This window comes from Chryseobacterium sp. Tr-659 (assembly GCF_011752975.1).
Classification (GTDB): Bacteria; Bacteroidota; Bacteroidia; order Flavobacteriales; family Weeksellaceae; genus Chryseobacterium.
In genome coordinates this window covers 124,612-148,263 of the sequence record NZ_VWWP01000007.1, presented here as the reverse complement: position 1 = coordinate 148,263, position 23,652 = coordinate 124,612, and the positions used below count along the sequence as shown (strand labels likewise).

General features: G+C 36.2%; 23 protein-coding genes and 1 tRNA gene. 14 read left to right on the top strand and 10 right to left on the bottom strand.

The genetic code is table 11. The features are described 5' to 3' along the window. Positions 1-43: 43 nt before the first annotated feature. From F3J23_RS15540 to F3J23_RS15530, 3 genes are read right to left on the bottom strand one after another with little or no spacing between them, the layout of a single operon-like run. The gene (locus F3J23_RS15540) at positions 44-805 is read right to left on the bottom strand and encodes a tRNA(His) guanylyltransferase Thg1 family protein (RefSeq protein ID WP_167030963.1); all 762 of its coding nucleotides are present in this window, start codon (positions 803-805) and stop codon (positions 44-46) included. Then, positions 795-1,229 carry an AAA family ATPase gene (locus tag F3J23_RS15535; RefSeq protein WP_167030960.1) on the bottom strand — a complete coding sequence of 145 codons (435 nt, stop codon included), beginning with the start codon at positions 1,227-1,229 and terminating at the stop codon, positions 795-797. Before F3J23_RS15535 ends, F3J23_RS15540 begins: the two co-directional genes overlap by 11 nt. 57 nt (positions 1,230-1,286) lie before the next feature. Further along, positions 1,287-2,033: a DNA polymerase beta superfamily protein gene (locus F3J23_RS15530; RefSeq protein ID WP_167030957.1), complete on the bottom strand. Its 747-nt coding sequence runs from the start codon at positions 2,031-2,033 to the stop codon at positions 1,287-1,289. A 138-nt stretch (positions 2,034-2,171) separates the two neighbouring features. Between F3J23_RS15530 and cobT the strand changes: the two genes are divergently transcribed. Genes cobT through cobC form a run of 3 tightly spaced genes read left to right on the top strand, consistent with a single transcriptional unit; the run spans position 2,172 to position 4,551 of the window. After that, entirely contained in the window at positions 2,172-3,230 is a 1,059-nt protein-coding gene (cobT, locus tag F3J23_RS15525) for a nicotinate-nucleotide--dimethylbenzimidazole phosphoribosyltransferase (RefSeq protein WP_228455356.1), read from the top strand. Continuing rightward, positions 3,230-4,012, top strand: a complete 783-nt coding sequence (gene cobS / locus F3J23_RS15520) for an adenosylcobinamide-GDP ribazoletransferase (RefSeq protein WP_167030950.1) — start codon at positions 3,230-3,232, stop codon at positions 4,010-4,012. The genes cobT and cobS overlap by 1 nt, the downstream gene beginning before the upstream one ends. Further along, positions 3,997-4,551 carry an alpha-ribazole phosphatase family protein gene (cobC, locus tag F3J23_RS15515; RefSeq protein WP_167030947.1) on the top strand — a complete coding sequence of 185 codons (555 nt, stop codon included), beginning with the start codon at positions 3,997-3,999 and terminating at the stop codon, positions 4,549-4,551. Before cobS ends, cobC begins: the two co-directional genes overlap by 16 nt. Before the next feature lie 214 nt (positions 4,552-4,765). Here cobC and F3J23_RS15510 read toward each other — a convergent pair whose 3' ends face one another. From F3J23_RS15510 to F3J23_RS15500, 3 genes are all read right to left on the bottom strand, one after another. Then, positions 4,766-6,517: a hypothetical protein gene (locus F3J23_RS15510; protein WP_167030944.1), complete on the bottom strand. Its 1,752-nt coding sequence runs from the start codon at positions 6,515-6,517 to the stop codon at positions 4,766-4,768. A 240-nt stretch (positions 6,518-6,757) separates the two neighbouring features. Next, a tRNA-OTHER gene (locus tag F3J23_RS15505) sits at positions 6,758-6,866 on the bottom strand. Positions 6,867-6,996: 130 nt separating this feature from the next. Next, complete coding sequence (locus F3J23_RS15500; RefSeq protein WP_167030941.1) at positions 6,997-8,379, bottom strand: RtcB family protein; 1,383 nt, start codon at positions 8,377-8,379, stop codon at positions 6,997-6,999. A 174-nt stretch (positions 8,380-8,553) separates the two neighbouring features. On the opposite strand from F3J23_RS15500, the gene F3J23_RS15495 reads away from it, so the two are divergent. The 3 genes from F3J23_RS15495 (at position 8,554) to F3J23_RS15485 (ending at position 10,209) form a co-directional block, all read left to right on the top strand. Next, positions 8,554-8,889 carry a HopJ type III effector protein gene (locus F3J23_RS15495; RefSeq protein ID WP_167030938.1) on the top strand — a complete coding sequence of 112 codons (336 nt, stop codon included), beginning with the start codon at positions 8,554-8,556 and terminating at the stop codon, positions 8,887-8,889. A gap of 80 nt (positions 8,890-8,969) precedes the next feature. Beyond that, positions 8,970-9,983 (top strand): helix-turn-helix transcriptional regulator, encoded by a 1,014-nt coding sequence (locus F3J23_RS15490; protein ID WP_167030935.1) that lies wholly within the window; start codon positions 8,970-8,972, stop codon positions 9,981-9,983. Positions 9,984-10,071: 88 nt separating this feature from the next. Then, positions 10,072-10,209, top strand: coding sequence for a hypothetical protein (locus tag F3J23_RS15485; protein ID WP_167030932.1), 138 nt, complete (start codon positions 10,072-10,074; stop codon positions 10,207-10,209). A 317-nt stretch (positions 10,210-10,526) separates the two neighbouring features. Here the strand turns inward: F3J23_RS15485 and F3J23_RS15480 are convergent, their stop codons facing one another. After that, the gene (locus tag F3J23_RS15480) at positions 10,527-11,711 is read right to left on the bottom strand and encodes a DUF1501 domain-containing protein (protein WP_167030929.1); all 1,185 of its coding nucleotides are present in this window, start codon (positions 11,709-11,711) and stop codon (positions 10,527-10,529) included. A gap of 65 nt (positions 11,712-11,776) precedes the next feature. Continuing rightward, positions 11,777-13,159, bottom strand: a complete 1,383-nt coding sequence (locus F3J23_RS15475; RefSeq protein WP_167030927.1) for a DUF1800 family protein — start codon at positions 13,157-13,159, stop codon at positions 11,777-11,779. A 300-nt stretch (positions 13,160-13,459) separates the two neighbouring features. Here F3J23_RS15475 and F3J23_RS15470 point away from each other — a divergent pair, with 300 nt between their 5' ends. The 6 genes from F3J23_RS15470 (at position 13,460) to F3J23_RS15445 (ending at position 18,640) form a co-directional block, all read left to right on the top strand. Further along, positions 13,460-14,437, top strand: coding sequence for an alpha/beta hydrolase (locus F3J23_RS15470; protein WP_167030923.1), 978 nt, complete (start codon positions 13,460-13,462; stop codon positions 14,435-14,437). Between the two features lie 211 nt (positions 14,438-14,648). Further along, entirely contained in the window at positions 14,649-15,212 is a 564-nt protein-coding gene (locus tag F3J23_RS15465) for a hypothetical protein (RefSeq protein WP_167030920.1), read from the top strand. Between the two features lie 116 nt (positions 15,213-15,328). Beyond that, complete coding sequence (locus F3J23_RS15460) at positions 15,329-16,378, top strand: glucokinase (RefSeq protein ID WP_167030917.1); 1,050 nt, start codon at positions 15,329-15,331, stop codon at positions 16,376-16,378. Between the two features lie 142 nt (positions 16,379-16,520). Then, the gene (locus F3J23_RS15455) at positions 16,521-17,087 is read left to right on the top strand and encodes a YceI family protein (RefSeq protein WP_167030914.1); all 567 of its coding nucleotides are present in this window, start codon (positions 16,521-16,523) and stop codon (positions 17,085-17,087) included. 78 nt (positions 17,088-17,165) lie between these two features. Further along, positions 17,166-17,792, top strand: a complete 627-nt coding sequence (locus tag F3J23_RS15450) for a YceI family protein (RefSeq protein WP_167030911.1) — start codon at positions 17,166-17,168, stop codon at positions 17,790-17,792. 191 nt (positions 17,793-17,983) lie between these two features. After that, positions 17,984-18,640: an alpha/beta hydrolase gene (locus F3J23_RS15445; RefSeq protein ID WP_167030908.1), complete on the top strand. Its 657-nt coding sequence runs from the start codon at positions 17,984-17,986 to the stop codon at positions 18,638-18,640. 104 nt (positions 18,641-18,744) lie between these two features. On the opposite strand, the gene F3J23_RS15440 is transcribed toward F3J23_RS15445, so the two are convergent. Next, on the bottom strand, positions 18,745-19,149 hold the full coding sequence (locus tag F3J23_RS15440; protein ID WP_167030905.1) for a hypothetical protein: 405 nt from the start codon (positions 19,147-19,149) through the stop codon (positions 18,745-18,747). 479 nt (positions 19,150-19,628) lie between these two features. On the opposite strand from F3J23_RS15440, the gene F3J23_RS15435 reads away from it, so the two are divergent. Next, the gene (locus F3J23_RS15435; protein ID WP_167030902.1) at positions 19,629-20,972 is read left to right on the top strand and encodes an ammonium transporter; all 1,344 of its coding nucleotides are present in this window, start codon (positions 19,629-19,631) and stop codon (positions 20,970-20,972) included. A 101-nt stretch (positions 20,973-21,073) separates the two neighbouring features. Next, positions 21,074-22,492 carry an L-serine ammonia-lyase gene (locus tag F3J23_RS15430; protein ID WP_167030899.1) on the top strand — a complete coding sequence of 473 codons (1,419 nt, stop codon included), beginning with the start codon at positions 21,074-21,076 and terminating at the stop codon, positions 22,490-22,492. Positions 22,493-22,602: 110 nt separating this feature from the next. Here the strand turns inward: F3J23_RS15430 and F3J23_RS15425 are convergent, their stop codons facing one another. Then, the gene (locus tag F3J23_RS15425; protein ID WP_167030896.1) at positions 22,603-23,445 is read right to left on the bottom strand and encodes a prephenate dehydrogenase; all 843 of its coding nucleotides are present in this window, start codon (positions 23,443-23,445) and stop codon (positions 22,603-22,605) included. Positions 23,446-23,652 lie beyond the last annotated feature (207 nt).

Genomic DNA, 23,652 nt, shown 5'->3' with positions numbered 1-23,652 from the left:
ATATTTCTTTCTGGTGATAATTGTGGAAGTTGACTTCAAAAAATTAAAATGTATCAAAAATTTCTCTTAAAAAAACTCTATATTCCTCGCGGATCATCAATTCTTTTTCCACAAACAGTTCGTTTCTCAAATAAACAACAGGCTCTTTTGTAACAGGATTGAAACTTTGTTTTTTCACTTCTTTATTTAAAATTCCTATCCCTCTTTTTTGCCATATGGGAAGAGTATTATAATTGATCCCATGCTGAAAAAGTAATTCGTTTTTATCAGTCATAGACATCTTTTCAATTTTTTCCGTAGCCTGCTTTGCACTCAATCCATTTTTTCTTAATGTCCAGTAACAATAAGCCGAAAGTGAATTTCTGTGAGAATCTTCCTGTCTCCAGCAAAAATAATCCAGAAGCATTTCCAAATTAGGAATGGCAATTGTTCGACAGTCAAAAACACAGATTTCCTGAAACTGCAAACTGAAAAAAGCGCTCGCTTCCCCCGCTAGTATAGAATTAATTTTTCTTATTTTTCTGCTGAAAGTATTATCATTTTTATGGATTAGCAGTGAAATTTCATCACTTTGAGTATAACCATAGATGACCTTAAATCCAATGTTAAAAAGATGCTTTGTTATATCAACCATCACCTCACTGAATCTCTTGTCAAAGGGCTTTTCAAGCGACAGTTTCTCTTTGGTGAGCTTTGTAAATCCTCTTCCGTCTAATCTCACAACAATAAAGTTTTCCGGGAGGACATACTGTTCCGAAAGACTTTCATTTTTGCGCATTAAAGCTTCTATTTCTTCAAATTTCATAATCACAAATTTCAAATTTTTCTCCTACAATTTTTACTATGAATATTTTATCAAAACCTTCCTCAAATAATGGCTTTTCCAGCTCTTTATATTTCGCCTTTATTCCAATTTCATTGATAGAATCTTTTCTGTTTTTGTTTCGTTCCAAACAATCCTGAATACTGCTTTCGAAATAATACCCGATCACTTCATATTTGTTATGTAGAGCGTATTCAATATATTTTTTCCGGCTTTCTTTCGTTATATTCGTATTATCAATGACCATCTTTGATTGTGTTTCAAAACAATACTGAAGTAACTTTCCTTCTTTATTTCTTGTGTTCAGTAAATCCAAGCTGATTCTGATGTGCGAATTGAAAAAATACTCCTTGTAAAAGGAACTCTTTCCACTTGCAGGAATCCCAGTGAAAATAACCATTTCCATAACTCTAATTTTTTAATACAGCTTTTTTAATTAATACACATAAGCTTTTATATCATTTTACTTTAATATCTCCCTGAAAACCCTCTCCATCTCACCTTTATCCACCTTTCCTCCTGCCAGGCTCTTTGATTTTTCTTCATTCTCCGTGACGGTTTTCTCAAGGAAATCAAAAAGATCCCAATCGTTCGGATGGTAATAGGATTCTCCTTTGGCTGCTTTTAAGGTGACTAGATCTTCTATTTTCCGTCTGGTTGCATCATCCGTTAAAACAAGCAGATCACTGAACAATACAGGAGGAACGGTTCCTTTTTCTATGATCCATTTTCCTGTTAATGTAGTTCGTAAGTAATAAAAGTAACTTTTTAATTTTACTTCATCAGTTCTGCAGGCTTCCAGATATTTCTTACTCATGCTTAAATAATGATAAGAAACAGCTATCGGAGAAAAGCAGGCATCAACCAATGGTGTGAACAGTTCCATAAACTTTTCATCCGCTTTATAAACGATAGGGGAATAGAACCAGCTCAGCAATGCCGCGTTTGACTTTAGTAAAAGGTGAAAAGTCTTTCTCAGATCCCAGCCGGAGCCGTCAAGATCATCTTCTGTCATAAACTCTATTGTTTCATCCTTATCCCAGGGAGAAAGATACCAGTCTTTTTCATGGCGGTATATGAAACGTATATCATAATCGCTGTCAGGAGAAGCAAATCCCCAGGCTCTGCTTCCTGATTCTACTGCAAGAAGGACTTCTACGCCACGTCTTGCCTCGACTTCTTTTATTTTTTCCAGTATTTTTGGTGTCATGTTTTTTTATTTATAATGCAAAGTAACAGAGGATGTACGCAATGTTATTACGTAATGTTTTGATTTACGGGATTTCTGCTAAAAAGTTTTGAAAGTAAAAGAATAATGTGGGCAAGGGCATTTAACATCTAAAATACATTGTACAAAATACCTCATTTCACTAATATTGCACATCTTAACTCCATTACATCCATGTTATCAAACGAATTACAGCATAAAATTGATTTTAAAACAAAGCCTTTAGGTGCATTGGGAGATCTGGAACACCTTGCTCATAAAATAGGAATGGTTCAAAATACAACTTCTCCTGAGCTCTTATCCCCTTATATGGTGGTCTTTGCAGCAGATCATGGAATTGCAGGAGCAGGAGTGAGTGCCTATCCACAGGAAGTAACCTATCAAATGGTGATGAATTTTCTGGGTGGAGGAGCAGCCATCAATGTTTTTTGCAGACAACAGGGAATTGAAATCAAAATTGTTGATGCCGGTGTGAATTTTGATTTTCCCAGCGGTTTAGCTTTGATTGATAGAAAAGTGAGAAAATCAAGCCGTAATATTCTGGAAGAACCCGCAATGACATCGGAAGAGTACCACCAGGCTTTGGAAAACGGAAGATCTGTGGTATCTGAAATTGCAGCAACAGGATGTAATATCATCGGATTCGGAGAAATGGGAATCGGTAATACTTCGGCTTCTTCACTAATGATGAGTAAGCTCTTTGACCTTCCTCTTGTAAGCTGCATCGGAAGAGGGACAGGTTTGAATGATGATCAGTTGCAGAATAAGATCCGTATCTTGTCTCAGGCCATTGAAAGACATTCGGATGTATCGGCTGTTGATGAGATCACGCAAACTTTCGGCGGATTGGAAATTGTCCAGATGATTGGTGCTATGGAAGAAGCGTTTCGTCAGAATATGCTGATTATGGTAGACGGTTTCATCGCCACTGTTGCTGTGGCTGCAGCGTGGAAAAAGAATCCTGAAATTCTGAAGAACTGTATTTTCTGTCATGTAAGTGATGAAAACGCTCATCTTCAACTGTTGGAATTGTTGGGACAAAAAGCCCTGCTGAATTTAAATCTGCGTCTGGGAGAAGGAACAGGCTGTGCGTTGGCATATCCGCTTATTCAAAGTGCGGTTAATTTCCTGAATGAAATGTCAAGTTTTGAAGATGCACATGTATCAAATAAAGAATAATGAAAGGACTTAAAAACGAACTGATTTATTTTGCCACAGCTCTAATGTTCTTTACCCGTATTCCGGTTCCTTTTACCATTCCATATTCCGGGGAGATCATGAATAAATCCCAGAAATATTTTGCCTGGATCGGATTGCTGGTAGGCTTGATAAATGCTGCCATTTTATATCTTTCTTCCCAGCTTTTTAATCTGGAAATAGGAATTGTTCTGATGATAATCAGCAGTGTTTTACTCACAGGAGCATTTCACGAAGACGGTTTTACAGATATGTGTGATAGTTTCGGGGGCGGATATGGAAAAGAGAAAATTCTGACTATTATGAAAGACAGCCGGGTAGGAGCATACGGAACAATAGGGATTATTCTGCTTTTTGCTTTAAAGTTTCTTAGTATCCAGGCTTTGGGAACGATTGATGTGTTGAAGACCTTATGTATTATTATTCTGGCTCATTCTGCAAGCAGGTTTATTTCCGGAACTATGATCTACACTCATCATTATGTTACAGATATTGATACCAGTAAATCCAAACCCCTAGCGAATAAACCCTTAGATGGAATGGCTCTGATCGTAGGATTTGTAAGTGTTCTGATTTCTTTTGCTCTCATTCCCGACTGGCGTTTAATGTTTGCTTTTGCTTTAGCTTATCTTGGAAAGATCTGTATGGGGTGGTATTTTAAAAAGCATATCGGAGGATATACGGGAGACTGTCTTGGGGCGGTACAGCAGGTAACTGAAGTTTTATTTTATCTGGGAACAATAATCGTATGGAAATTCATCTGATTCGTCATACCGCTGTAGAAAATCCGGAAAATCTGTGTTATGGCTTCGCAGAAATGCCTTTGCGTAAGGAATATCATGAAGATTTTAATGATTTGAATTTCGATACGGATTTTGACTGGGTTATTTCAAGTCCTTCCCATCGTTGTACACTCTTGGCCGATCATTTTAAACTAAATTATCAGACTGATGAAAGACTACGGGAAATGAATTTTGGGAGTTGGGAACTGAAAAAATGGACTGAAATTCCTGAAGAAGAAATCAATCCCTGGTATAATGATTTTATCAATATAAGAGCAACAAACGGAGAAAACCTGCTTGAAATGCAATCTCGAATCCTTGCTTTCTGGAATGAGCTGATTCAGAAAGAACATCTGCATACAATACTTATCATTACTCATGCCGGAGCCATTCGGCTGATTCTTCAGACGGTGCTTCAGTTTCCTCTTGAAAATATGTTCAAGATTCAGATTGATTATGGAAAGAAAGTCATTATTACTGTAAATGAAGGGCTTTATTCTGTCAAAAAAATGAATGTATAGCCATTATAAAAGTCGTTACTATCAAGAATAGAATATTTTAATTCCTACAGAATGAAAAAAGTATGGATAAAAAGATCCATGTTTGAGTTGAAAACGGGAGAATTTCCTTCCTCTGGAGAGGCGGCGAAAAATCAAAGAATTTTTTGACTGAATGGTTTTTCACTATTTTGTTTCAAAAAAACGCCACCCGATATTCAGGTGACGCTAGAAAAAATTATTTAAAAACTCTGGTAAAACTATCTTTTTCAAGACTTTCCAGTGAGAAATCGAAATCTGATTCATTTTTTTCAGAGGTGATGGTTGCTCCTAATTCTTTAATCAAAAGATTAAAAGACATTGGCTCATACCATTGCTGATAAAGCGCATTAGTCGCCATTACCGAGATCTCGGAATTTCCTGAAACATGAGAATGCCCCGCACCGAAATTCAGAAGTACAAAAGACTGTTTTTCTCCTTTAGGCAGCAACATCCCCAGAATAGTCTGTCTTTGAACAGAATTACATCTGGCTTCTGCAAAAAGATGATTCGGGTTCATCATATAATCTCTCGAAATATGATCTCCTTTTCCTACAACAATTTTATAACCACATTCAGTCTTTCCTGAGTAAACATTATTCATGATCAGAGTAGGTGTATTCAGGCCATTGTTCGCATACAGATATTCAACAGCACCATTAGGTGCAGAAGTCATATCTCCTGAATACATCAGATTTCCGTCTCCCTGATTATAGGCCGCATTCCAACCTGTTTTTCCGCTGATATTCAATCCGGAAAGATCGAGGTCATTAGCTCCCCATGCATCTTCCCAATAGATACCCACGGCAAGTTTTTCACCGGAGAACCTTGTTCCTGTCGGAATATTTCCCACAAACATCTTTTCAGAAGTAGGAAGTCCGAATTCTACATCCTCAGGAAAATAGAATTTCTTTCCTGAAAGATCGAATCTGGATTTTAAATAAGCCAGGATAAAATCAAAATTCATCTCATTTACCGAACTGTTTTTCCCGGTTTTAACCCATGATTTACCATTTCTGATTCTGTACACAAAAGTATCCTGTCCGTACATTCTCTGATAACATGCAGATAAAGCTTTAAAAAGTGCAAACGGAGTTGCATTATCAAGCCAGTGAAGGTCACTTTCTTCCAGCAATGTACTGGTAGCATCATTCAAAGGGTTTGAAACTAATGGCTGATGGTAAACCTTGGATAGCTTTGAAATTTTATTAATCGTTTTTGAAGATTTGTTTTTATACGCAAGAAATAGCGGTTTAAATCTGTTAAAAATTTCTGCTAATTTTTCCAGACCAAAATTTTCAAAGAAATAGCTTGGGTCAAATCTGCTTTGCTTGATTAAGGAAATCAGTTCATCATTTTTAATTAAAAGCGTTGTATTCGTTGTTTTATAAATTATATAACGGAAAAACTCAACTGTATTTTCAGGATAAACATGATACAGATCTGCTATTTTTATAACAGCTTCCTTATTTCTGATATTTTCCTTACCCGTAAAAGTATAACCAAGCTCTTTCGTTAGAATGTAAAGCAGATCATTAATAGTTTCTTCCTTTAAAGCAATTCCGGACTTAAGCAATGACAAACATTTATCTGTCATTTCTTCCAGAGAATAAGCTTTAAAAACTTTGAAATTCAATTTCATGTTAGGAATATTCAATACTTCATCCGGAATATAAATTTCATCCTGAAAGCGGCTTCCATAGGTTGAAATATAATGAGTGATCTGTTCCATCAACAGTTCAAACCGGGTACTGTTCCTGATAACTTCCCAGGACTTATGAAAAGTTTTATTAAGATCATTTCCATTCAATTTCTCTTTTGAATAATAACTGATGATCTCTTTTTTTGCCCAAAGCGCATCAGATTCAATTACGAATCCGTCATCGGAAACAAAAGGTTTTTCATCAGACCTTTTAGCCAGAACGGCATTAAACAGTTGTAGTGTTTTCATAATAATAAAATTAAATAAGTGAGGAGTATGTTCATTAAAAGTGAATAGTATAGGAACTCCTTTTACCTATAATTTTTAAAAAAGGCGGGGAGTATTTTCCAAAAATATAGGAACCCCGTTTGCCTTATAATTTGTAAAAAGGCGGAAAGTAAATCAGGAAATATAGGAACTTTCTTTGCCTTACATTTTTTGATACATGAAAATAACTGATAGGTGAATATAATCATTTCCACTTTATTGAGGAGCAGACAGGACTCGAACCTGTGACACACAATTGTAATCTATAGGAACTTTATCTGCCAAACAGCGAAAAGTAATTTTGTTGCTCTACCATCTGAGCTACTGCCCCTGCCTTTATTAAAAGTTTTCAAGAACATTACAGGTTTTTACCCCTGTAATGTCGGTTATTAGTATTTTATCCATCTTATCGTTTTTACACTGATAAGGCTTTAAAAATATTCAGTGTTATACCATTCAGACTAGGCTTTTCTGAATTTTTTCTTTTTCTTCCATGGTGCATTTTTCTGCACATCCCCGGCCATGATACATCCATAGGGCATCACTTCATCCAATACTTCACAAAGCCCGTATTCCTCAATCTGTGCTCTTACATTTCTGGCACTTTTATAGGCTGTTGGCAGCTCGGAGATATCAATCTCATTGGAATAGAAACGGATATCCAATCCTTCAGTTTCCTCTTTAAAGATCTCTTCAGTCGTTTTATGAGCAAGAGATTTTTTATGCTGGCTTCTGCTAAAATTTCTTCCGGCTCCGTGTGGAGCAAAACCCAGATTTCTTTCATTGGTCTTTCCCTGAACAATCAGTACCGGTTCGGCCATATTCAACGGGATCAGTCTTGGTCCTGTGATATCAGGCATAAACTTATCATCCAGCGGCGTGGCTCCTTTTGCATGATAAAACAGATCACCATCTTTGAAAACGAAATTATGCTCATTCCAATATCTGTTTTCTTTTTCTATTTCCAATTTATTCAGTACAGCATCATGGATTGAAGTATGGTTTTCCTTAGTCCATTGTCTGATTAACTGAAGTGCTTCCCAGTAAGCCTTACCTTCTTCTGTATCATAAGGAATCCAGGCGTTTTCTCTCAATGTTTCAGGAGAGATATCCTGTCTGAAACGGTTGGCTACTTTCATACCTTTATCATACAAAGCAGCTCCGGGTGCTCTTGAACCATGATGAGTAACCAGCATGGTATTTCCTGTGTTTTTGGAAATACCTACGAATAGGAAGTGATTTCCGTCTCCCTGGGTTCCCATATGAGAACGTGCAATACTGATCAGTTTTTCATCATTTAAGAATTCATTTTTTCTGAATGCATCCATCAGTTCCTGAGACATCGGCATTTGCTCTCCTCTTGGTCTTCCTCCATATCCGAAGTGCGTTACAGAATGAGCAGCATCCAGAATATCTTTAGGATTGGTTTTTCCAAAATCTGTCAGCATTACAGAACAGCAGATATCGGCACTATGGAATCCCGGGTGAATTGCATTTTGGGCAATCACAACACCACCTACCGGTATAAGACCTTCCGGACCTGTAGGACAGGCATCCGGCATTAATGCACCCCCAATAAGCGTAGGTGTTTTCATCAGAACTTTCATTGTTTTGATTACTTTATCTACATTATCATTTTCACTTTCGTGCTCAGCCCGGATATTAATGATAAAATCTTTCGCTGTTTCATGAAGTGGAATAATATCCGGTTGTTTGAACTGTACCAGATATTCAGTGATCTGATGTTCATCCAGATTATTCTCATTGATATAGGTAATGGCATCTTTAAACCATTTTGCCGGTCTATATCCTAATTCGATTAAATGATTTCCATTAAATTCCATCTTTTTTTCATTTTGATAGTGCAAAGTAAATACCTTATTGCGCAATAGTTTTGCGTAGATTGGAAAAAATAATTATTTTTACAAAAAAGTATAAAAATAAAACAATGAGAAAGGAAAAGTGAATGTGAAGAGTTGCTTTCCCCCGATCTATAGGTATAATTAAAACAAACAACTATGGTACTATCAGAACAATTAAAACATTTCCCGGAAACGATCCAGTTTAATGATGTTATTGCACATATTGATGCTAATTACGATTTTACACCTACGGCTTTTCAGAATGGCGATGCTGCTAATCAGGCCGGACAGAATAACGGTTCTTGTAAAGTATTCAGTTTTGCAAAGCTTCAGAATTTTACAAAAGAAGAAACCCTTTTTCTTTTCGGAGAATTCTACAGAGAAGATGTCTTGAAAAATCCCGAAGGAAAGGACCATCAGAATATTAGAAATTTTATGAACTCCGGTTGGGAAGGTATTATCTTTGAAGGGAATGCTTTAATGGAGAAATAATTTTAAAAAATGAAAGCCAAAAAGAGGGAAAACCAATATATAATCCAGCTTTTTGGCTTTTCCAATATAAAAATAAAATAATGTCATCCAATAAAAATGCTCTGATCCGATACAAAACACTGGATAAGTGTCTTAAGAACAAATACAGGAAATATACGTTGGAAGATCTCATTGATGAATGTTCCGAAGCTTTATTTGAGTTTGAAGGAAAAGAATCCTATGTAAGTAAACGAACCGTTCAGCTGGATCTGCAGAATATGCGAAGTGAAAAGTTCGGGTATGAAGCTCCTATCGAGGTCTATGAAAGAAAATATTACCGTTACAGTGATTCTGATTACAGCATTCATAATATCTCAGTGAATGAAAGTGATCTGAAAGCGATGAATAATGCTGTCCAGATTTTAAAACAGTTCAAAGACTTTTCGATGTTTAAAGAAATGAACGGAGTCATCCAAAAACTGGAAGATTCCATTCATGCAACCAGCCAGAAATCTATTATACATCTGGATAAAAATGAGCAGCTGAAGGGATTGGAGCATATTGATATCCTTTATGAAAGCATTTCCAATAAAAAGGTACTGAAGATTCTTTATAAAAGTTTCACAGCTAGAGAATCCAATATTTATATGGTTCATCCTCAGCTTTTGAAAGAATTCAATAACCGTTGGTTCTTGATCTGTCTTTATAAACAGAAAATGTACAATCTGGCGCTGGACAGGATGGAGAATATAGAGATAGAGGAAAGTATTGCGTATATTGATAAGGATCTGGATGGTGATGAATATTTTAAAGATATTGTAGGAGTTACAGTTTCAGAATCAATGGATCCCAGAAATGTTATTTTTTGGGTAGATTCAGGAAATACACCTTATGTAAAAACAAAACCGCTGCATAAAAGCCAGGAGATTATCAGCGAAAATAGTGAAGGAGCCTTATTTAAAATTTGTGTTCAGATCAATTTTGAACTGGAAAGAATGTTGCTGGGGTTTGGAGATTCGCTGATTGTTCATAAACCGAGAAAATTAAGGTTGAGAATGGAAGAAAAGTTCAAAACCGGAAGTAAAAACTATCAGAATCTTATAGTTCCTGATTAAAATTAACCATATTGTGAATAATTATTAATTTATTACTGTTTTTTATCTTGGCTTAGAAATTGCATTAATCCAAACACAATATCACATTATGAAATCAAGAATATTTAAAGCATTAATTGCCATCTTAGCACCTATAGCGATAGAATATATTGTTAAAAAAATATCTGAAAAACTTGATAAAAAGGTAGATCAGAAAGAGAAAGAGCCAAAGCAGATTACTGCTTAAACGAACAAGTAGTTTAAGTTTAAAATTATTGAAAAAGAGACTGTCATGAAAGTGTACAGTCTCTTTTTTTTATTGTTAACAGTGAAGAGATGAAGGAAGTTGGCCACCCTGGCAAAAATTCTTTGAATTTTTGCCGCCCCTACAAAGAAGGGGAAATTCTCACGTCTTCAACTCGGGAGTGTATTTTTTGAATAAGATGGCTAGATCCTACGGAATGGCAAGGGCATGGATGAACATTATTTCAATTGTGTCATTCCGAAGGAATCTAACAATCTAAAAACAACAGTAATACTTAGAATCCTTTATGGTTAAAAAGATTATACAAAATCATAAATTCCGTCTTTCCATCCCAATACTTTGGAAGAATCAGCTTTCAGCCAGTTTTTAAGAACCGTAGCATAGACTTTTCTGAAGTCTTCCTTATAGATCAAATCACCTTCATTCAGATTCTGAAGATCGGGAAGTGTATTTAATAAGCCTTTTTTCTTCAGGTTTCCACTGATGAAAAACATTTGATTGGCAGTTCCGTGATCTGTTCCGTTACTCGCATTCTGGGCAACGCGTCGGCCAAACTCAGAAAAGGTCATCAGCAGTATATTATTGAAAAGACCGTTGCTTTTCATATCCGCTACAAATGATTTCACAGCTTCATTGATATCGCTGAATAGTTTTTTCTGGCGCTCATTCTGATTCACATGGGTATCGAAACTACCCACTGACAGATAGTAGACCTGAGTATTGATATCAGACTTTATTAAAGAAGCTACCGTTTTAAAATCTTTTCCTAATTGAGAATTGGGATAAGCTTGTTCCGTTTTTTTTGCTTTGCTTTTCTCAAAAATATAATCGGCATTATTGATCGTAGATCCTAGTGTCTGATAAAGATAAGAAACCGTTTCATCATCGTGATGGTGATCATAAAGTGACTTAAAATATTTCTCCTGGCTGGTTTGATAGAGTCTTTTCGGGTCTTTGAAGGCAAAAGCTTTATTATTTTCCCCTTTTAAGGCAAGGCTCAGCATGTCATCTACCTCCAGCGCCTGAGTGGGATGGTCACAACGGTAACATTCTTCATCAAGAAAGCGCCCAAGCCAGCCTGTTTCCAGGAATTCATCACTTCTGCTTGCCGATTGCCAGATATCCATACTTCGGAAATGCGATTTGTCAGGATTAGGATATCCTACGTTATTCATCACAGAAAGCTCTCCGTTATCAAAGAGTTCTTTAAAATACGAAAGAGCAGGGTTGATTCCCGCCTCGTCAGTTAATCCCAGAGAATCCTGGATAGCCAGTGTTTTCCTTTCCCTGAAATAGATATCATTTTTCATTGGAATAACAGTATTCAACCCGTCATTACCACCCGTGAACTGCAGTACCACCAGGATATTCTGATTGGAAGGCAGCGCTTCATCCAATGTCATGGCTTTTAGGAAATTAGGCATGAACATAGAAGCGGTAGCCAGTGAGCTTATTTTGAGAAATTCTCTTCTTTTGATTAACATAACTTTTGTGCTTTAGGAAGATGATAAGTTTGTTTAGATTGCAGATGGTATTTAGCCGTCTTTATTTACATCAGCTGATATTCCGGCGTAGACATCAGATTAATGACAGTCATTTTGAGACTTTTATCAGAGTAGTTATTAACCGAATTCATATCGAGACTTTGAGCATTCTGAAGAAGGTAATCCTCACAGTTTTTATGAGCAAAGATCTTTTCAATACGGCTCCAGTCTATGGTGATATTGGGGTTTTTAAAGGTCTTGTTTAAAGCAGTTTCTCTGGATTTCATTCCCATGTCAATATCATCATCTTCCCGCGGGGTATATTCCAAAGGCCGGAGTCCGGACCAGATCTGAGGAACCTGAAGTCTAAGCATTAATGTAGAACTGTCAATCCATGATTTTCCGTTTGGCCATCCTGCTACATTGGGCGGGTACAGCAGCATTTGTCCCAGCAGTTTCTGATATACGATGAGGTTTTCCGGATTCTGAATGTTCATGGGAAGTATACGCATAATTCCGGCCATCAGTTCTACAGGAGACTTGATTCTGTTTCCGATATTTTTCTGATCATAGAACCAGGAACTTGAAAATATTTCGGTCATCAGTTTTTTAATATCGTATCCTGAATTGTAAAAATTAGAACTCAGTTTGGAAATAATATCCTGATCAGCTTTTTCGTTGACAAAAAATTTATAGATCTTGGTAGTAATAAATTGGGCCGTTGCTTTTTGTTCCAGAATTATATTCAATACATCAGCGCCGTCGAAATGACCGGTTTTTCCTAAGAATGTCTTTGCTCCCTCATCATGAAGGTTTTTTCTTTCTTTAAAATTTCCTTCTTTATCATAGCTCCATCCTGTAAATGCTCTTGCCCCTTCTCTAACGTCCTTTTCAGTGTAATTTCCTCTTCCCATAGTAAAAAGCTCCATAACTTCGCGGGCAAAATTCTCGTTCGGATGGTCTTTTTTATTTTGCTGGTTATTCAGGAAATTAAGCATTGCCGGTGACTGGCTAACTTCAAAAAGCAGATCTTTAAAATTTCCCAGTGCATTTTTCCGAATAGTATTCAAAAGCTGTCTGTTAAACCTTGGGTTAATTACTCTTGAAGCAAAATGACCATGCCAAAAAAAGGCCATTTTTTCCCTCATCTGTTCTTTGCTGTTGACAATCTTGTCCAGGAAATTAAGATTCAGTTCATTATTTTGTTCCCGGTTGATCCGCTGCATTTCCTTTTTCTTTTCTGCCGGTGCTGTACTGTTCATATAATCTGCTGCAGAATCCGGATCTGGTGTGTCATAATTAACCTCGCTGAAGCTGTCTTCCTTGAAGAGCTCATTCATTAATGCTTTAATGTCCTTATTTTTCAGATCGTCAATTTGGTTGATCCCAACACCAAAACCTGCGCGCCAGAGAAGATGCTTGTTTTTTAATAATGAATCAGCTGCCATGGGAGAATTTATTTTTTTGATAGTGTTGAAACCAAAAGGTTAAAGTAACAAACAGGTTAAGAATTGTTAATATTCTTTTAAAATTTCAATTTACCTTTCTAATACTTGGTTTTTACCTTTGAAAATCTATTTTAAGTAGCTTCAAGATCATTTTTTGAAGGATATGGCTCATGTTGGCTTATGTTTTTTTGTAAATTTATTACAGAGAAAACACAACATTTACTTAAACCTTCTTCTGAAGATACGAAGAGTTACTGAAACAGATATTACCATATTATAAAACCAAAATAAAAGACAACTATGGAAAAATATTATTTAACACCTGAGTTTTCCCAAAGAATTCAGGGAATGCAGCAGATGATTGCAGCATCCGGTATTAAAATAAGTTTCGAAACCGTTGAAGACATTAAAATGCTTCGGCAAATGGAGACTGCTTCAGCAGAACAGCCTATGCAAATGGATGGAGTGGGTTTTTATGATATGACGATTCCGGGAGCGGTCGGAGATATGAAAATCAGGGTTTATAAACCGGATCAGCAGGCACAGGAACGTCCAGCCTTTTTGCTTTACCATGGAGGAGGAACGGTTATAGGAGGACTGAATACAGAACATGCAAGAGCGCTGCATCTTTCCAAAGGCTGCGGAGCTGTAGGAATAAGTGTAGACTATCATCTTGCTCCCGAATATCCGGCTCCTGCAGGACAGGAAGACTGTTATGCTGCCTTGAAATGGGTAAAAGATAATGCCGATTTACTCAATATAGACCCAAAATACATCGGTATAACAGGGGGCAGCGGTGGTGGAATGCTTACACTTTCTGTAGCTCAGATGGCGCGGGACAGGAAGGAAGTCATTCCATTCATTCAGATTCCTCTTTATCCTAATACGGATGACAGGGAGCAGGATAAATTTCTGAGCCGTATTCATGGAGAGGATACCTATATAATCAATCGTCAGAATATTATCCACGTAATGAAACATATACTGGGCGAAAATCTCAATAATCCTCCTAAGTATGTCATTCCTAACCGTATGGAAGACCTTTCAGGATTATGCAGGGCTTGTTTTGTTATTAGCCAGAATGATCCTATGATTGATGAACAACTGGATTACATACAAAAGCTGTTGCGGGCCGGAGTGGTTACGGAAGTTCATCTTATGCCGGGTATAACCCATGCATTTGACGGAATAGGATGGGGCACGGAAATAACCAATGATATTCTGGATATTATCTGTAAAGCATTTACCAGAGCTATAAAAGAAAATGTAGGAATGTAACCAGATGTTATGATTATCCGATTTGGGGAGTTATTAGCTTTTTTGATTCCTTTTTTGATAATTTTTGTTAAACAAACATTTAAATTTTGTTAAAAATAATATATTGATATTCACTTGTTTATATCTTTTTTGTGTGTTAAAATCCGAGAAAAACCCTTGCTTGGCACGATTTTTACATCCTCTTGTTTAGTAAAATTTAAAAATTAGAGTTATGAAAATGTTTAAACAAGCAATATTGCTGGCTGGAATTTTAACAGCAGGAATAGCAAGCGCACAGGATTCTAAAATGAATAATATGATCAAAGTGGGCGCAAATGTTGGTTTAGCAGTTCCCGCAGATAATCTTTCCGCTGCTGTTGGTGTAGATGTAGCTTACCAGAACCTGATCACTCCAGGATTTGGATTAGGTATCGCATCAGGATATACTCACTATTTCGGTAAAGAAAACAACGGTTATAAAAACAACGATGTAGGTGTGGTTCCTGTTGCAGCTTTAATAAGAATTTATCCTAAACAAACAGGGTTCTACTTCGGAACAGACTTAGGATATGGTTTCTTGGTTGGCGATAAAACAGTAGCATCCAATACAAACGTTGAAAGAGCAAGCGGAGGTTTCTACCTTAAACCGGAGATCGGATACCACAACAGAGACTGGAACTTCTTCGTACAATACCAGAAGGTTTTTGTAGGAACAAAAGGAGATTTACCAGGTCAGGACTATAATGTGGGGAATATCGGGGTAGGATTCGGTTACAATATTCCATTAGGAAAGTAGTTAGATTTAATATATAAACAATTATTAACCAAAACCTTTTCACGAAAGTGGAAAGGTTTTTTTGTTCTGTGCAGGATTTACAAAAACAATTATTATATTTGGTAAAATTTGAGGTTATGATTCTGAATCCGAAATTTCCACTTTATTTACCAGGAGTAGAGAACAGTAATAATGATAATGTTTCTATCATTGGGGCAAGTCTCCGTGAAGATATGACCATCTTAGGCTATTTCGTTTCCGGTAACGGAGGTCTTGAGATAAAAATCCAAAATACATATTCAACAAAAGAATATGCTTCTTTTTCCGATATTTTAAGAAAGTTTATCCAGGATAATCAGCTGGAAAATGTAAAACGCCTTGGAATGGCGGTTCCGGGACCAGTACTTGACGGGAAAAGTAATCCTGCAAGATTAGGCTGGAATTTAGATATCGAAGAATATGCCAGAGATTTTGGGTTTGAAAAAGTAGAAATGCTGAATGACCTTGAAGCTTCCGCTTATGGAATGGCACTTCTTGAAGATAACGATCTTGAAGCTATTTATACAAGCGGTCACCTTGAAAAGGGAAATGTAGCAATCCTTGCTCCCGGAAACGGTTTGGGAGAAGCGGGATACTTCTTTGACGGTAAATACCTGAGACCTTTCGCTACTGAAGGAGGGCACTCTGAATTTTCACCAAGAACCAACGTAGAAGTTGAGTTTTACCAGTTCTTAAATAATATCTACGGAATTGTAAGCTGGGAAAATGTACTTTCCAAGACCGGTTTATTCAATATTTACAGATTCCTGAGAGATGTAAAAAGACATCCTGAACCGGAATGGTTGGGAGAACGTCTTGCACAGGGAAACTTTGTGGAAGAACTTTACAAAGCTGCCGTAGAAGAAAATGTACTGATCTGCAAAATTGCTTTGGATACTTTCCTTGAGTTCCTTGCAAGAGAAGCAAATAACTTAACATTGAAAGTAAAAGCTACAGGAGGACTCCTGATTTCCGGAGATATTCCACAGATTGTGAGAGAATATATCGATAAAGATAAATTCTACGAAAAATTCAAGATCAGTGATAAAATGGAAGGAATGCTGAGAAATATTCCAATCTACCTGGTCAAACAAAATCACACAGCATTAAAAGGTGTAGCGCTCTATACAGCCTATTATCAGTTATAAAATACAGCTCCGAAGAAATTCGGAGTTTTTTATGAGATGATATTATTCATGAAAATAATTAAATTTATTGATATACATCAATGAAATCTATTGGATAAGATAATTACCTTTGTCTCATTAAATAAGTAAATAATTCTATTCAATGAAAAAAATATTTTTATTAGCAGTTTTAGCTGGAGGTTTGGCTTTCGGTCAATCAAAAAAAGTAGTAGCATCTGATATTCACTGGTGGGGATATAAAGTAGCAAAATCTGAAGCGAGTTCTCATGATGGTACCGTAAAAGTAAAATCCGGAGATATGGTGATGAAAGGAAACCAATTGGTAGGAGGAAGCTTTGTTTTGGATATGACTTCCATCAACGCAACTGACCTTTCAGGAGAATATCAGCAAAAATTAAACGGACACCTTAAAAATGGTGACTTCTTCGAGGTTGAAAAATTCCCTACAGCAAGCTTCAAAATTACTGCAGTAAAGAAAAACAACGATAAAATCTACAATTCTTTAGTAACAGGAAACCTTACGGTAAAAGGAAAAACAAACCCGGTAACTTTCCCGGCTAAAATTTCTTACAGCAAAGGAGTAGTAAGTTTAGTATCCAACAAATTCTCTTTCGACAGACAGAAATTTGATGTAGCTTACAAGTCTACTATGCAGGATGTTTTTGTGAAAGATGATATTGATATGACCGTAAAGGTAACTGCTCAATAAATTAATCAAAAAAAGATTATTAAAAGTGTAGAAGTTCTACACTTTTTTTTATTTTTGTTGAATTGTAAATAAAAAAGAATGAAAAGATTACTATTGTTTGCTATGGTGTGCGCAAGTATATCATTTGTTTCTGCTCAAAAGAAATTTGATAAGGTTTCAAAAGTGACTTCATCAGAGATCAGATGGTGGGGGTATAAAGTGGTTAAAACCGAAGCTTCTTCCCACTCAGGAACAGTAAAGCTGAAAAGCGGAAAATTTAACTTTGACCATACGGTTCTGGTAGACGGAGAGTTTGTGATAGATATGAGAAGTTTGATGGCTGGAGATGTTTCTGATGAGGATCAGATTAAACTTACAAATGATTTGAAAAGTACCAACTTCTTTGAAGTGAAAAAATTTCCGGTTGCTAAGTTCCATTTGACTAAAATTATTCCTTTAGCAAACAGTGAATACAATTCTACAGTATACGGTGATCTTACCCTTAAAGGAGTGAGAAAAACAATTTCTTTCCCCGCCAATGTATACGTTACTCAGTTTACAACATCCATAGAATCTGCTAAATTTTCTCTAAACAGGAGAGACTTTAAAGTATTCTATCAGTCTTCATTAAAAGATTATTTCATTAAGAACGAAATGGATATCCAATTTAAAGTTTCTACCGAAATGTTGGATAACGAGAATAGAGTTCCGAAGAAGAAAAAATAAGATTGAATATATAATGATTATAGAAATGGGCAGTCCTGATGGGTTGCTCATTTTTTTATATCCTAACATTTTTTAATGTGTTTAAAAAGCCTGAATAATACGAACTGATTAATTGGTAACATCTTAAAATTTTTTTAAACTCAATGGACTTTAACACGACTTCATTATTGTATTTTTTATAAATTAGTACTATGAAAATTTACATTGTAAGCGGTCTTGGAGCAGATTTTACAGTTCTTGAAAGAATAGAATTTCCTAAGAACTTTGAATTGGTCTTTATAGACTGGCTTATTCCAATGAAAAACGAATCTTTTCCTGCTTATGTTGAAAGAATGGCTGAAAAAGTAGATGATTCTGAGCCGTTTTGTTTATTGGGATATTCTTTTGGAGGAATTATCGTACAGGAGATTAATCGCCTGAAACCAGCAGAAAAAATAGTGATCCTTGGCAGTATAAAATCTGATAAAGAAAAATCAAGATTTATTAAAACGGGAGAGGTTACCAAGATCCCGAGGATATTGCCCGTAGGATTATTCAATGATAAAGCAGCTAATGTATATGCTGTTGTGAGAAAACTTTTCGATCCTAAAAATCCAAGGCTTCTCCAGTATTTCAAAGTTAAAGATCCTTATTATCTGAAATGGTCGGTAGAAAAGGTTGCAGAATGGAAATTTGAAGAAAATCCTAAAGTGATCCAGATTTTGGGAGATAAAGATATTGTTTTTCCGATTCGTTATTCAAAACCGGATTATGTGATAAAGGGTGGTACACACTTATTTCCTGCTACAAAGCATAAAGAAATTTCCAAAATATTAAACGAAGTTTTTAAAAGCCAGGAAAATAACTAGCAAAGGTGATTTCCTGGAATCTTCTTGTAAAAAGATGAAATTTAAAAGATTCTTAAAATCAAAATCAGGATAAATATTTATCCTGATTTAATTTATTTCTCTATCTATCTGGGCGAATGAATTTTTCTAAACACAATACTGCTTCTCGACTTATTAGAACCTATTGAAAAATCATCTCCTGCAGACAGCCCCAAAGAGCTTGAAAGAAAAGCATCAACGTATTCAAAGCCGTATTTATGCATTACATTCAGTAAGTCTGTCAGATTTCTGACACCTTCTCCAGTTTTTTTGTTTGTGATTACGTCTTCCAATTGATCAAGCTTTTCCTTATAAGAAGAATTTTTACTGGCTATACTAAGCCCGATTCCTCCTAATAATTTAGTGTTCTCTGCATTGAGAACAATATACTCCGGTAAATCTTCAGCTTTAATACTTTGACTTTGTGCAGAAATGTAAATACTGCAGGTTAAGAATAGTAGACCTACTACTCTCCATAAATTTTTTTTCATAACTGTGTTGTTTTATGATAATAATATACTATAAATTATAGAAAATATTGAAAAAGTGTTATTATTCCTTTAATATGTGTACTATGTGATATAATATTATATTTATTTGAATTAAATTGATGAAAATTTAATTAAATCTAAAAAATTATAGTTTTATAATTCTTGTTTTTTTTGAATCTTTCAGAAAATAAGTACCATTTTAATTAGCTGATACCCTTTAAAATCAATTAGGTTAAAAAAATGAAACTTTTGAACAAATTAAAAATGCAGTAGAATTAGAAATAATATCATGTATTTGGTGAAAGGTGTCCTATCTTTTTCCCATTGCCCAATCCAAAGAAGCTTCCAAAATACTGAAGAGTTGTTTTGTTAGAATTAATAAATATTTTTTATGTATCAATTTTACAGGGGTGTTGTTGTGAAAAAAGTATTTTTTATTTAATTTATGTTTAAATTTGATAGGGTTAAATATAAATTTTATGAAAATAGGATTAAAGTGGATCGTTTCATTTTCCATTATCACATTAGTAGCCATTGGAGGTTTGTTCTGGAATCCGGTTACAGATATTCCTGATACAGGAGAATTTTTAAGTGAAGATAAAATTGTAGGCGCAGATGTAGCATGGATTCTGGCAGCAGCAGGACTTGTCCTGTTGATGACACCCGGTCTTTCTTTTTTTTATGGAGGAATGGTGGGCCGGAAAAATGTGATTTCTACCATGCTGCAGAGTTTTATTGCTTTGGGAGTGATCTCTCTCGTTTGGGTTGTCATAGGATTTTCTTTGTCTTTTGGTGAATCTTTAGGGATTACCATTGCCGGGAAACATTATGGGATTATCGGAAATCCATTAAGTTATCCCTTTTTTAACGGGGTAGGAAATCTGCCTCATAAAATGATGGCTCCTACCATTCCGTTTATTCTGTTTGCCTTGTTTCAGATGAAATTTGCAGTTATTACTCCCGCAATTATTACCGGTTCTTTTGCGGAGAGGGTCCGCTTTATTTCTTATCTTTTATTCATTGTCCTTTTTAGTCTCTGCATTTATACACCGCTATGTCACATGGTATGGCATCCTGAAGGTCTTTTGAACAGATATTTTGGAGTGAAAGACTTTGCCGGAGGAACAGTAGTGCATATGAGTGCAGGTTTTGCGGCTTTGGCTGGTGCTATGGTAGTAGGAAACCGAAAAAATCCGCATCATGAACCTTCCAATATTCCGTATGTACTTCTGGGAACGGGAATGTTATGGTTTGGATGGTTCGGATTTAATGCCGGATCTGCGTTAAGCGCATCCGCATCTGCTGCAACAGCTTTTGGAACAACTACTATTGCTTCCGCTTCCGCGATGATGACCTGGATTTTTTTTGATAGAATCAATGGAAGAAGCGTGTCTGCTTTAGGTGCCTGTATTGGAGCTGTGGTAGGATTGGTCGCAATTACTCCGGGTTGTGGTTTTGTAAGCATTCAGGAAAGTCTTTTTATCGGCTTTATTACAGCGGTGGTTTCAAATGTAATGGTAAACTGGAAAGCTTTAAAGAAGATAGACGATACATTGGATGTATTTGCCTGCCATGGAGTAGGAGGTATTATGGGAATGATTCTTACTGCTGTTTTTGCTCATGGTGAAAAAGCCAGTCTGCTTCATGGTGGAATTGATGTGTTTTTACATCATATGGCTGCTTTGATTTTGGTTTCTGCTTTTACTTTTTTTGGTTCACTGATTTTATATAAAATTACAAACTCTATTATTACATTAAGGGTTTCCGAAGAGTCTGAAAATAAAGGGCTGGATATGTCTCAGCATGAGGAATGTCTGCAATAGCTTTTGCATTCTGATAATATATTGATTTGATTAAAAATTTGAAGATTGATTTTAGGATTTATCATGTATCTTTGTTTCTGAGGAAATGACGAATCATTTATATGGAATCAATATCGGTTTTTGAGATAATTAAAGTTGGAATAGGCCCGTCCAGTTCGCATACGATGGGGCCATGGAATGCAGCATCTGCATTCATAAGAATTATAAAGAGAGAGAGATCAATAGCTGAAGTGAAGGAAGTTTTTCTTGAATTTTTCGGCTCACTTGCCAAAACGGGAATCGGGCACGGAACTGATATCGCAGGAATGCTTGGTTTGAATGGTGAAGATTTTAAGACCATCAACACTTCAAAAATTGATGAGAAAATAGAACATATTAAAAATACCCAGATCATTAATCTGGGTGGTGAAAAAGAGATTCCATTTATCTACGGGTATCACTTGGTGTTAAACATGAAAAAATCTCTTGATTTTCACCCGAACGGAATGATTTTTCGAGCTGTTTTTGAAGATGGAACTGAACTTGTACAGGATTTTTATTCTGTGGGAGGAGGTTTTATCGCAAGCCAGGAAAAGAATTCGATACAAAAGCAATGTGTACGTACGCTGTACCCTTGCCATAAAGCTTCAGACATCGCAAAATATTGCCAGAAATTAGGATTCAACAGAATTTCAGATTTGATTTTAATTAATGAAGAAAGCTGGAGAACGCAAGACGAAACAAGGCAGGAAGCACTTTATATCTGGCAGCAGATTAAAGAATGCATTTATAAAGGAGTTAACAAAGAAGGTGTTCTTCCGGGAGGATTGAATGTGACCAGAAGAGCCGCCGGACTCAACAGAAAGCTTTTAGGAGATAAAATCTATAAAAATAAAGATGAATGGTTCCAACAGGTTGTGGATGCCGAAGAAAACTTTACCAATATCAATAAATGGATTGCCTGCTTTGCATTGGCTGTGAATGAAGAAAATGCCAGTTTTGGGAGAATTATTACCGCACCTACGAACGGAGCGAGTGGTGTAATTCCGGCTGTATTGATGTATGCACAGGCATTTACTCCCTTTACCAGTGAGGACGATATTGCGAGATTCCTTCTTGTAGCAGGTGAAATCGGGACCTTGTTCAAGAAAAATGCAACCATTTCTGCAGCGATGGGCGGATGCCAGGCAGAAATAGGGGTTTCTTCAGCGATGGCAGCCGCTGGACTTACTGAGATTCTGGGTGGAAATGTAGGACAGGTACTAATGGCTGCAGAAATAGCAATGGAACATCACCTTGGATTAACCTGTGATCCGATCAAAGGTCTTGTGCAGATCCCATGTATTGAAAGAAATACAATGGGCGCAATGAAAGCAATTACAGCCGCTAACATCGCATTGGAAAGTGATCCGGCGAAAGCAAGAGTAACCCTGGATGAAGTAATCCAAACGATGTGGGAAACAGCCCAGGCAATGAGCGACCGCTTTAAAGAAACATCTGAAGGTGGGCTGGCTATTGCAGTAAATGTTCCGGAATGTTAATGTGTAAATAGTTTTATCAAAAATATAAAATCCTTAGGCAATAATGTCTAAGGATTTTTTAATAAAATAAAAGTAAAAACTGTTGGTTTTTTGTATCGTATAAAAAGGATTTATCTTAAAATTCCTCTAATTCTGTTGGCATTGGTGATCAGCTCTTCAAGGTATTCAAAGTTCTCCTTTTCTAAGGCAGATTTGAATTTTCTTAGCTGAGTAATATGTTCATTCAGTACGTCCAGTACATTTTCTTTGTTTTGTTTAAAAATAGGAACCCACATTTCTGGATGAGATTTTGCAAGACGGACAGTGCTTGAAAAACCGGAACTTGCAAGCTGGAAGATTGTTTCCTCTTCACGTTCCTTTTCCAGTACGGTGTTGGCAAGTGCATATGATGTAATGTGAGAAATATGAGAGATATAAGCCGTGTGGATGTCATGATCTTCTGCATTCATATAGATCATATGCATATCAAGGGCTTCAACAATTTTTTCAACAATACTCAATGCATCTTCTGCGGATTCTTCTTTGTTGCAGATAACTCCGGCTTTTCCAGAGAAACTGTCTGAAATAGCTGATTTAGGGCCGCTGTTTTCCGTTCCCCACATTGGGTGAAAGGCTACGAATCTTGAACGTTTCGGATGGTTTCTGACAGCATTAACGATACCTGCTTTTGTAGAACCGGCATCCATCACTGTCTGATGCTCTGATACAAGATCGAGAATCTGCGGTAGTAATTTTCTGGCCGCATCCACAGGAATCGCAAGGATAATAAGATCTGAATCTTTAATTCCTTGCTCCAGGGTTGCTTCTGAATCAATTATTTTTAGATCCAGGGCTTCCGTAATATGTTGTTTATTGTTATCAATTCCATAGATGAAGCTGGCCATGTTTTTTTCTCTTAATTTTAAAGCCATAGAACCACCAATCAATCCTGCTCCTATAATACTTATTTTCATCTTTTATAAATTTTTAAAAATAAAAAAACCTCGCCAAGGACGAGGTTTTAAATTATATTCATAAGAATCCCTATCCCAGATCTGAGTTAAAAATTCTATAATAATATGTTTCTTTGTTGAAATTCATGGGACGAAGTTATAAATTTTTTTTTAAACTAAAAATCTTTGTGGTGCAAATCTCAATAAAAAAGTATTTATAAATAGGTT

Bases quoted from the DNA above. Each gene is read 5' to 3' on its own strand.
- F3J23_RS15460 (WP_167030917.1), top strand. From the start codon at position 15,329: ATGATTCTGAATCCGAAATTTCCACTTTATTTACCAGGAGTAGAGAAC.
- F3J23_RS15475 (WP_167030927.1), bottom strand. From the start codon at position 13,159: ATGGCAGCTGATTCATTATTAAAAAACAAGCATCTTCTCTGGCGCGCA.
- F3J23_RS15440 (WP_167030905.1), bottom strand. From the start codon at position 19,149: ATGAAAAAAAATTTATGGAGAGTAGTAGGTCTACTATTCTTAACCTGC.
- F3J23_RS15455 (WP_167030914.1), top strand. From the start codon at position 16,521: ATGAAAAAAATATTTTTATTAGCAGTTTTAGCTGGAGGTTTGGCTTTC.
- F3J23_RS15540 (WP_167030963.1), bottom strand. From the start codon at position 805: ATGAAATTTGAAGAAATAGAAGCTTTAATGCGCAAAAATGAAAGTCTT.
- F3J23_RS15425 (WP_167030896.1), bottom strand. From the start codon at position 23,445: ATGAAAATAAGTATTATAGGAGCAGGATTGATTGGTGGTTCTATGGCT.
- F3J23_RS15500 (WP_167030941.1), bottom strand. From the start codon at position 8,379: ATGGAATTTAATGGAAATCATTTAATCGAATTAGGATATAGACCGGCA.
- F3J23_RS15430 (WP_167030899.1), top strand. From the start codon at position 21,074: ATGGAATCAATATCGGTTTTTGAGATAATTAAAGTTGGAATAGGCCCG.
- F3J23_RS15435 (WP_167030902.1), top strand. From the start codon at position 19,629: ATGAAAATAGGATTAAAGTGGATCGTTTCATTTTCCATTATCACATTA.
- F3J23_RS15510 (WP_167030944.1), bottom strand. From the start codon at position 6,517: ATGAAAACACTACAACTGTTTAATGCCGTTCTGGCTAAAAGGTCTGAT.
- F3J23_RS15495 (WP_167030938.1), top strand. From the start codon at position 8,554: ATGGTACTATCAGAACAATTAAAACATTTCCCGGAAACGATCCAGTTT.
- F3J23_RS15470 (WP_167030923.1), top strand. From the start codon at position 13,460: ATGGAAAAATATTATTTAACACCTGAGTTTTCCCAAAGAATTCAGGGA.
- F3J23_RS15490 (WP_167030935.1), top strand. From the start codon at position 8,970: ATGTCATCCAATAAAAATGCTCTGATCCGATACAAAACACTGGATAAG.
- F3J23_RS15450 (WP_167030911.1), top strand. From the start codon at position 17,166: ATGAAAAGATTACTATTGTTTGCTATGGTGTGCGCAAGTATATCATTT.
- cobS (WP_167030950.1), top strand. From the start codon at position 3,230: ATGAAAGGACTTAAAAACGAACTGATTTATTTTGCCACAGCTCTAATG.
- F3J23_RS15445 (WP_167030908.1), top strand. From the start codon at position 17,984: ATGAAAATTTACATTGTAAGCGGTCTTGGAGCAGATTTTACAGTTCTT.
- F3J23_RS15535 (WP_167030960.1), bottom strand. From the start codon at position 1,229: ATGGAAATGGTTATTTTCACTGGGATTCCTGCAAGTGGAAAGAGTTCC.
- F3J23_RS15485 (WP_167030932.1), top strand. From the start codon at position 10,072: ATGAAATCAAGAATATTTAAAGCATTAATTGCCATCTTAGCACCTATA.
- F3J23_RS15465 (WP_167030920.1), top strand. From the start codon at position 14,649: ATGAAAATGTTTAAACAAGCAATATTGCTGGCTGGAATTTTAACAGCA.
- F3J23_RS15480 (WP_167030929.1), bottom strand. From the start codon at position 11,711: ATGTTAATCAAAAGAAGAGAATTTCTCAAAATAAGCTCACTGGCTACC.
- cobC (WP_167030947.1), top strand. From the start codon at position 3,997: ATGGAAATTCATCTGATTCGTCATACCGCTGTAGAAAATCCGGAAAAT.
- F3J23_RS15530 (WP_167030957.1), bottom strand. From the start codon at position 2,033: ATGACACCAAAAATACTGGAAAAAATAAAAGAAGTCGAGGCAAGACGT.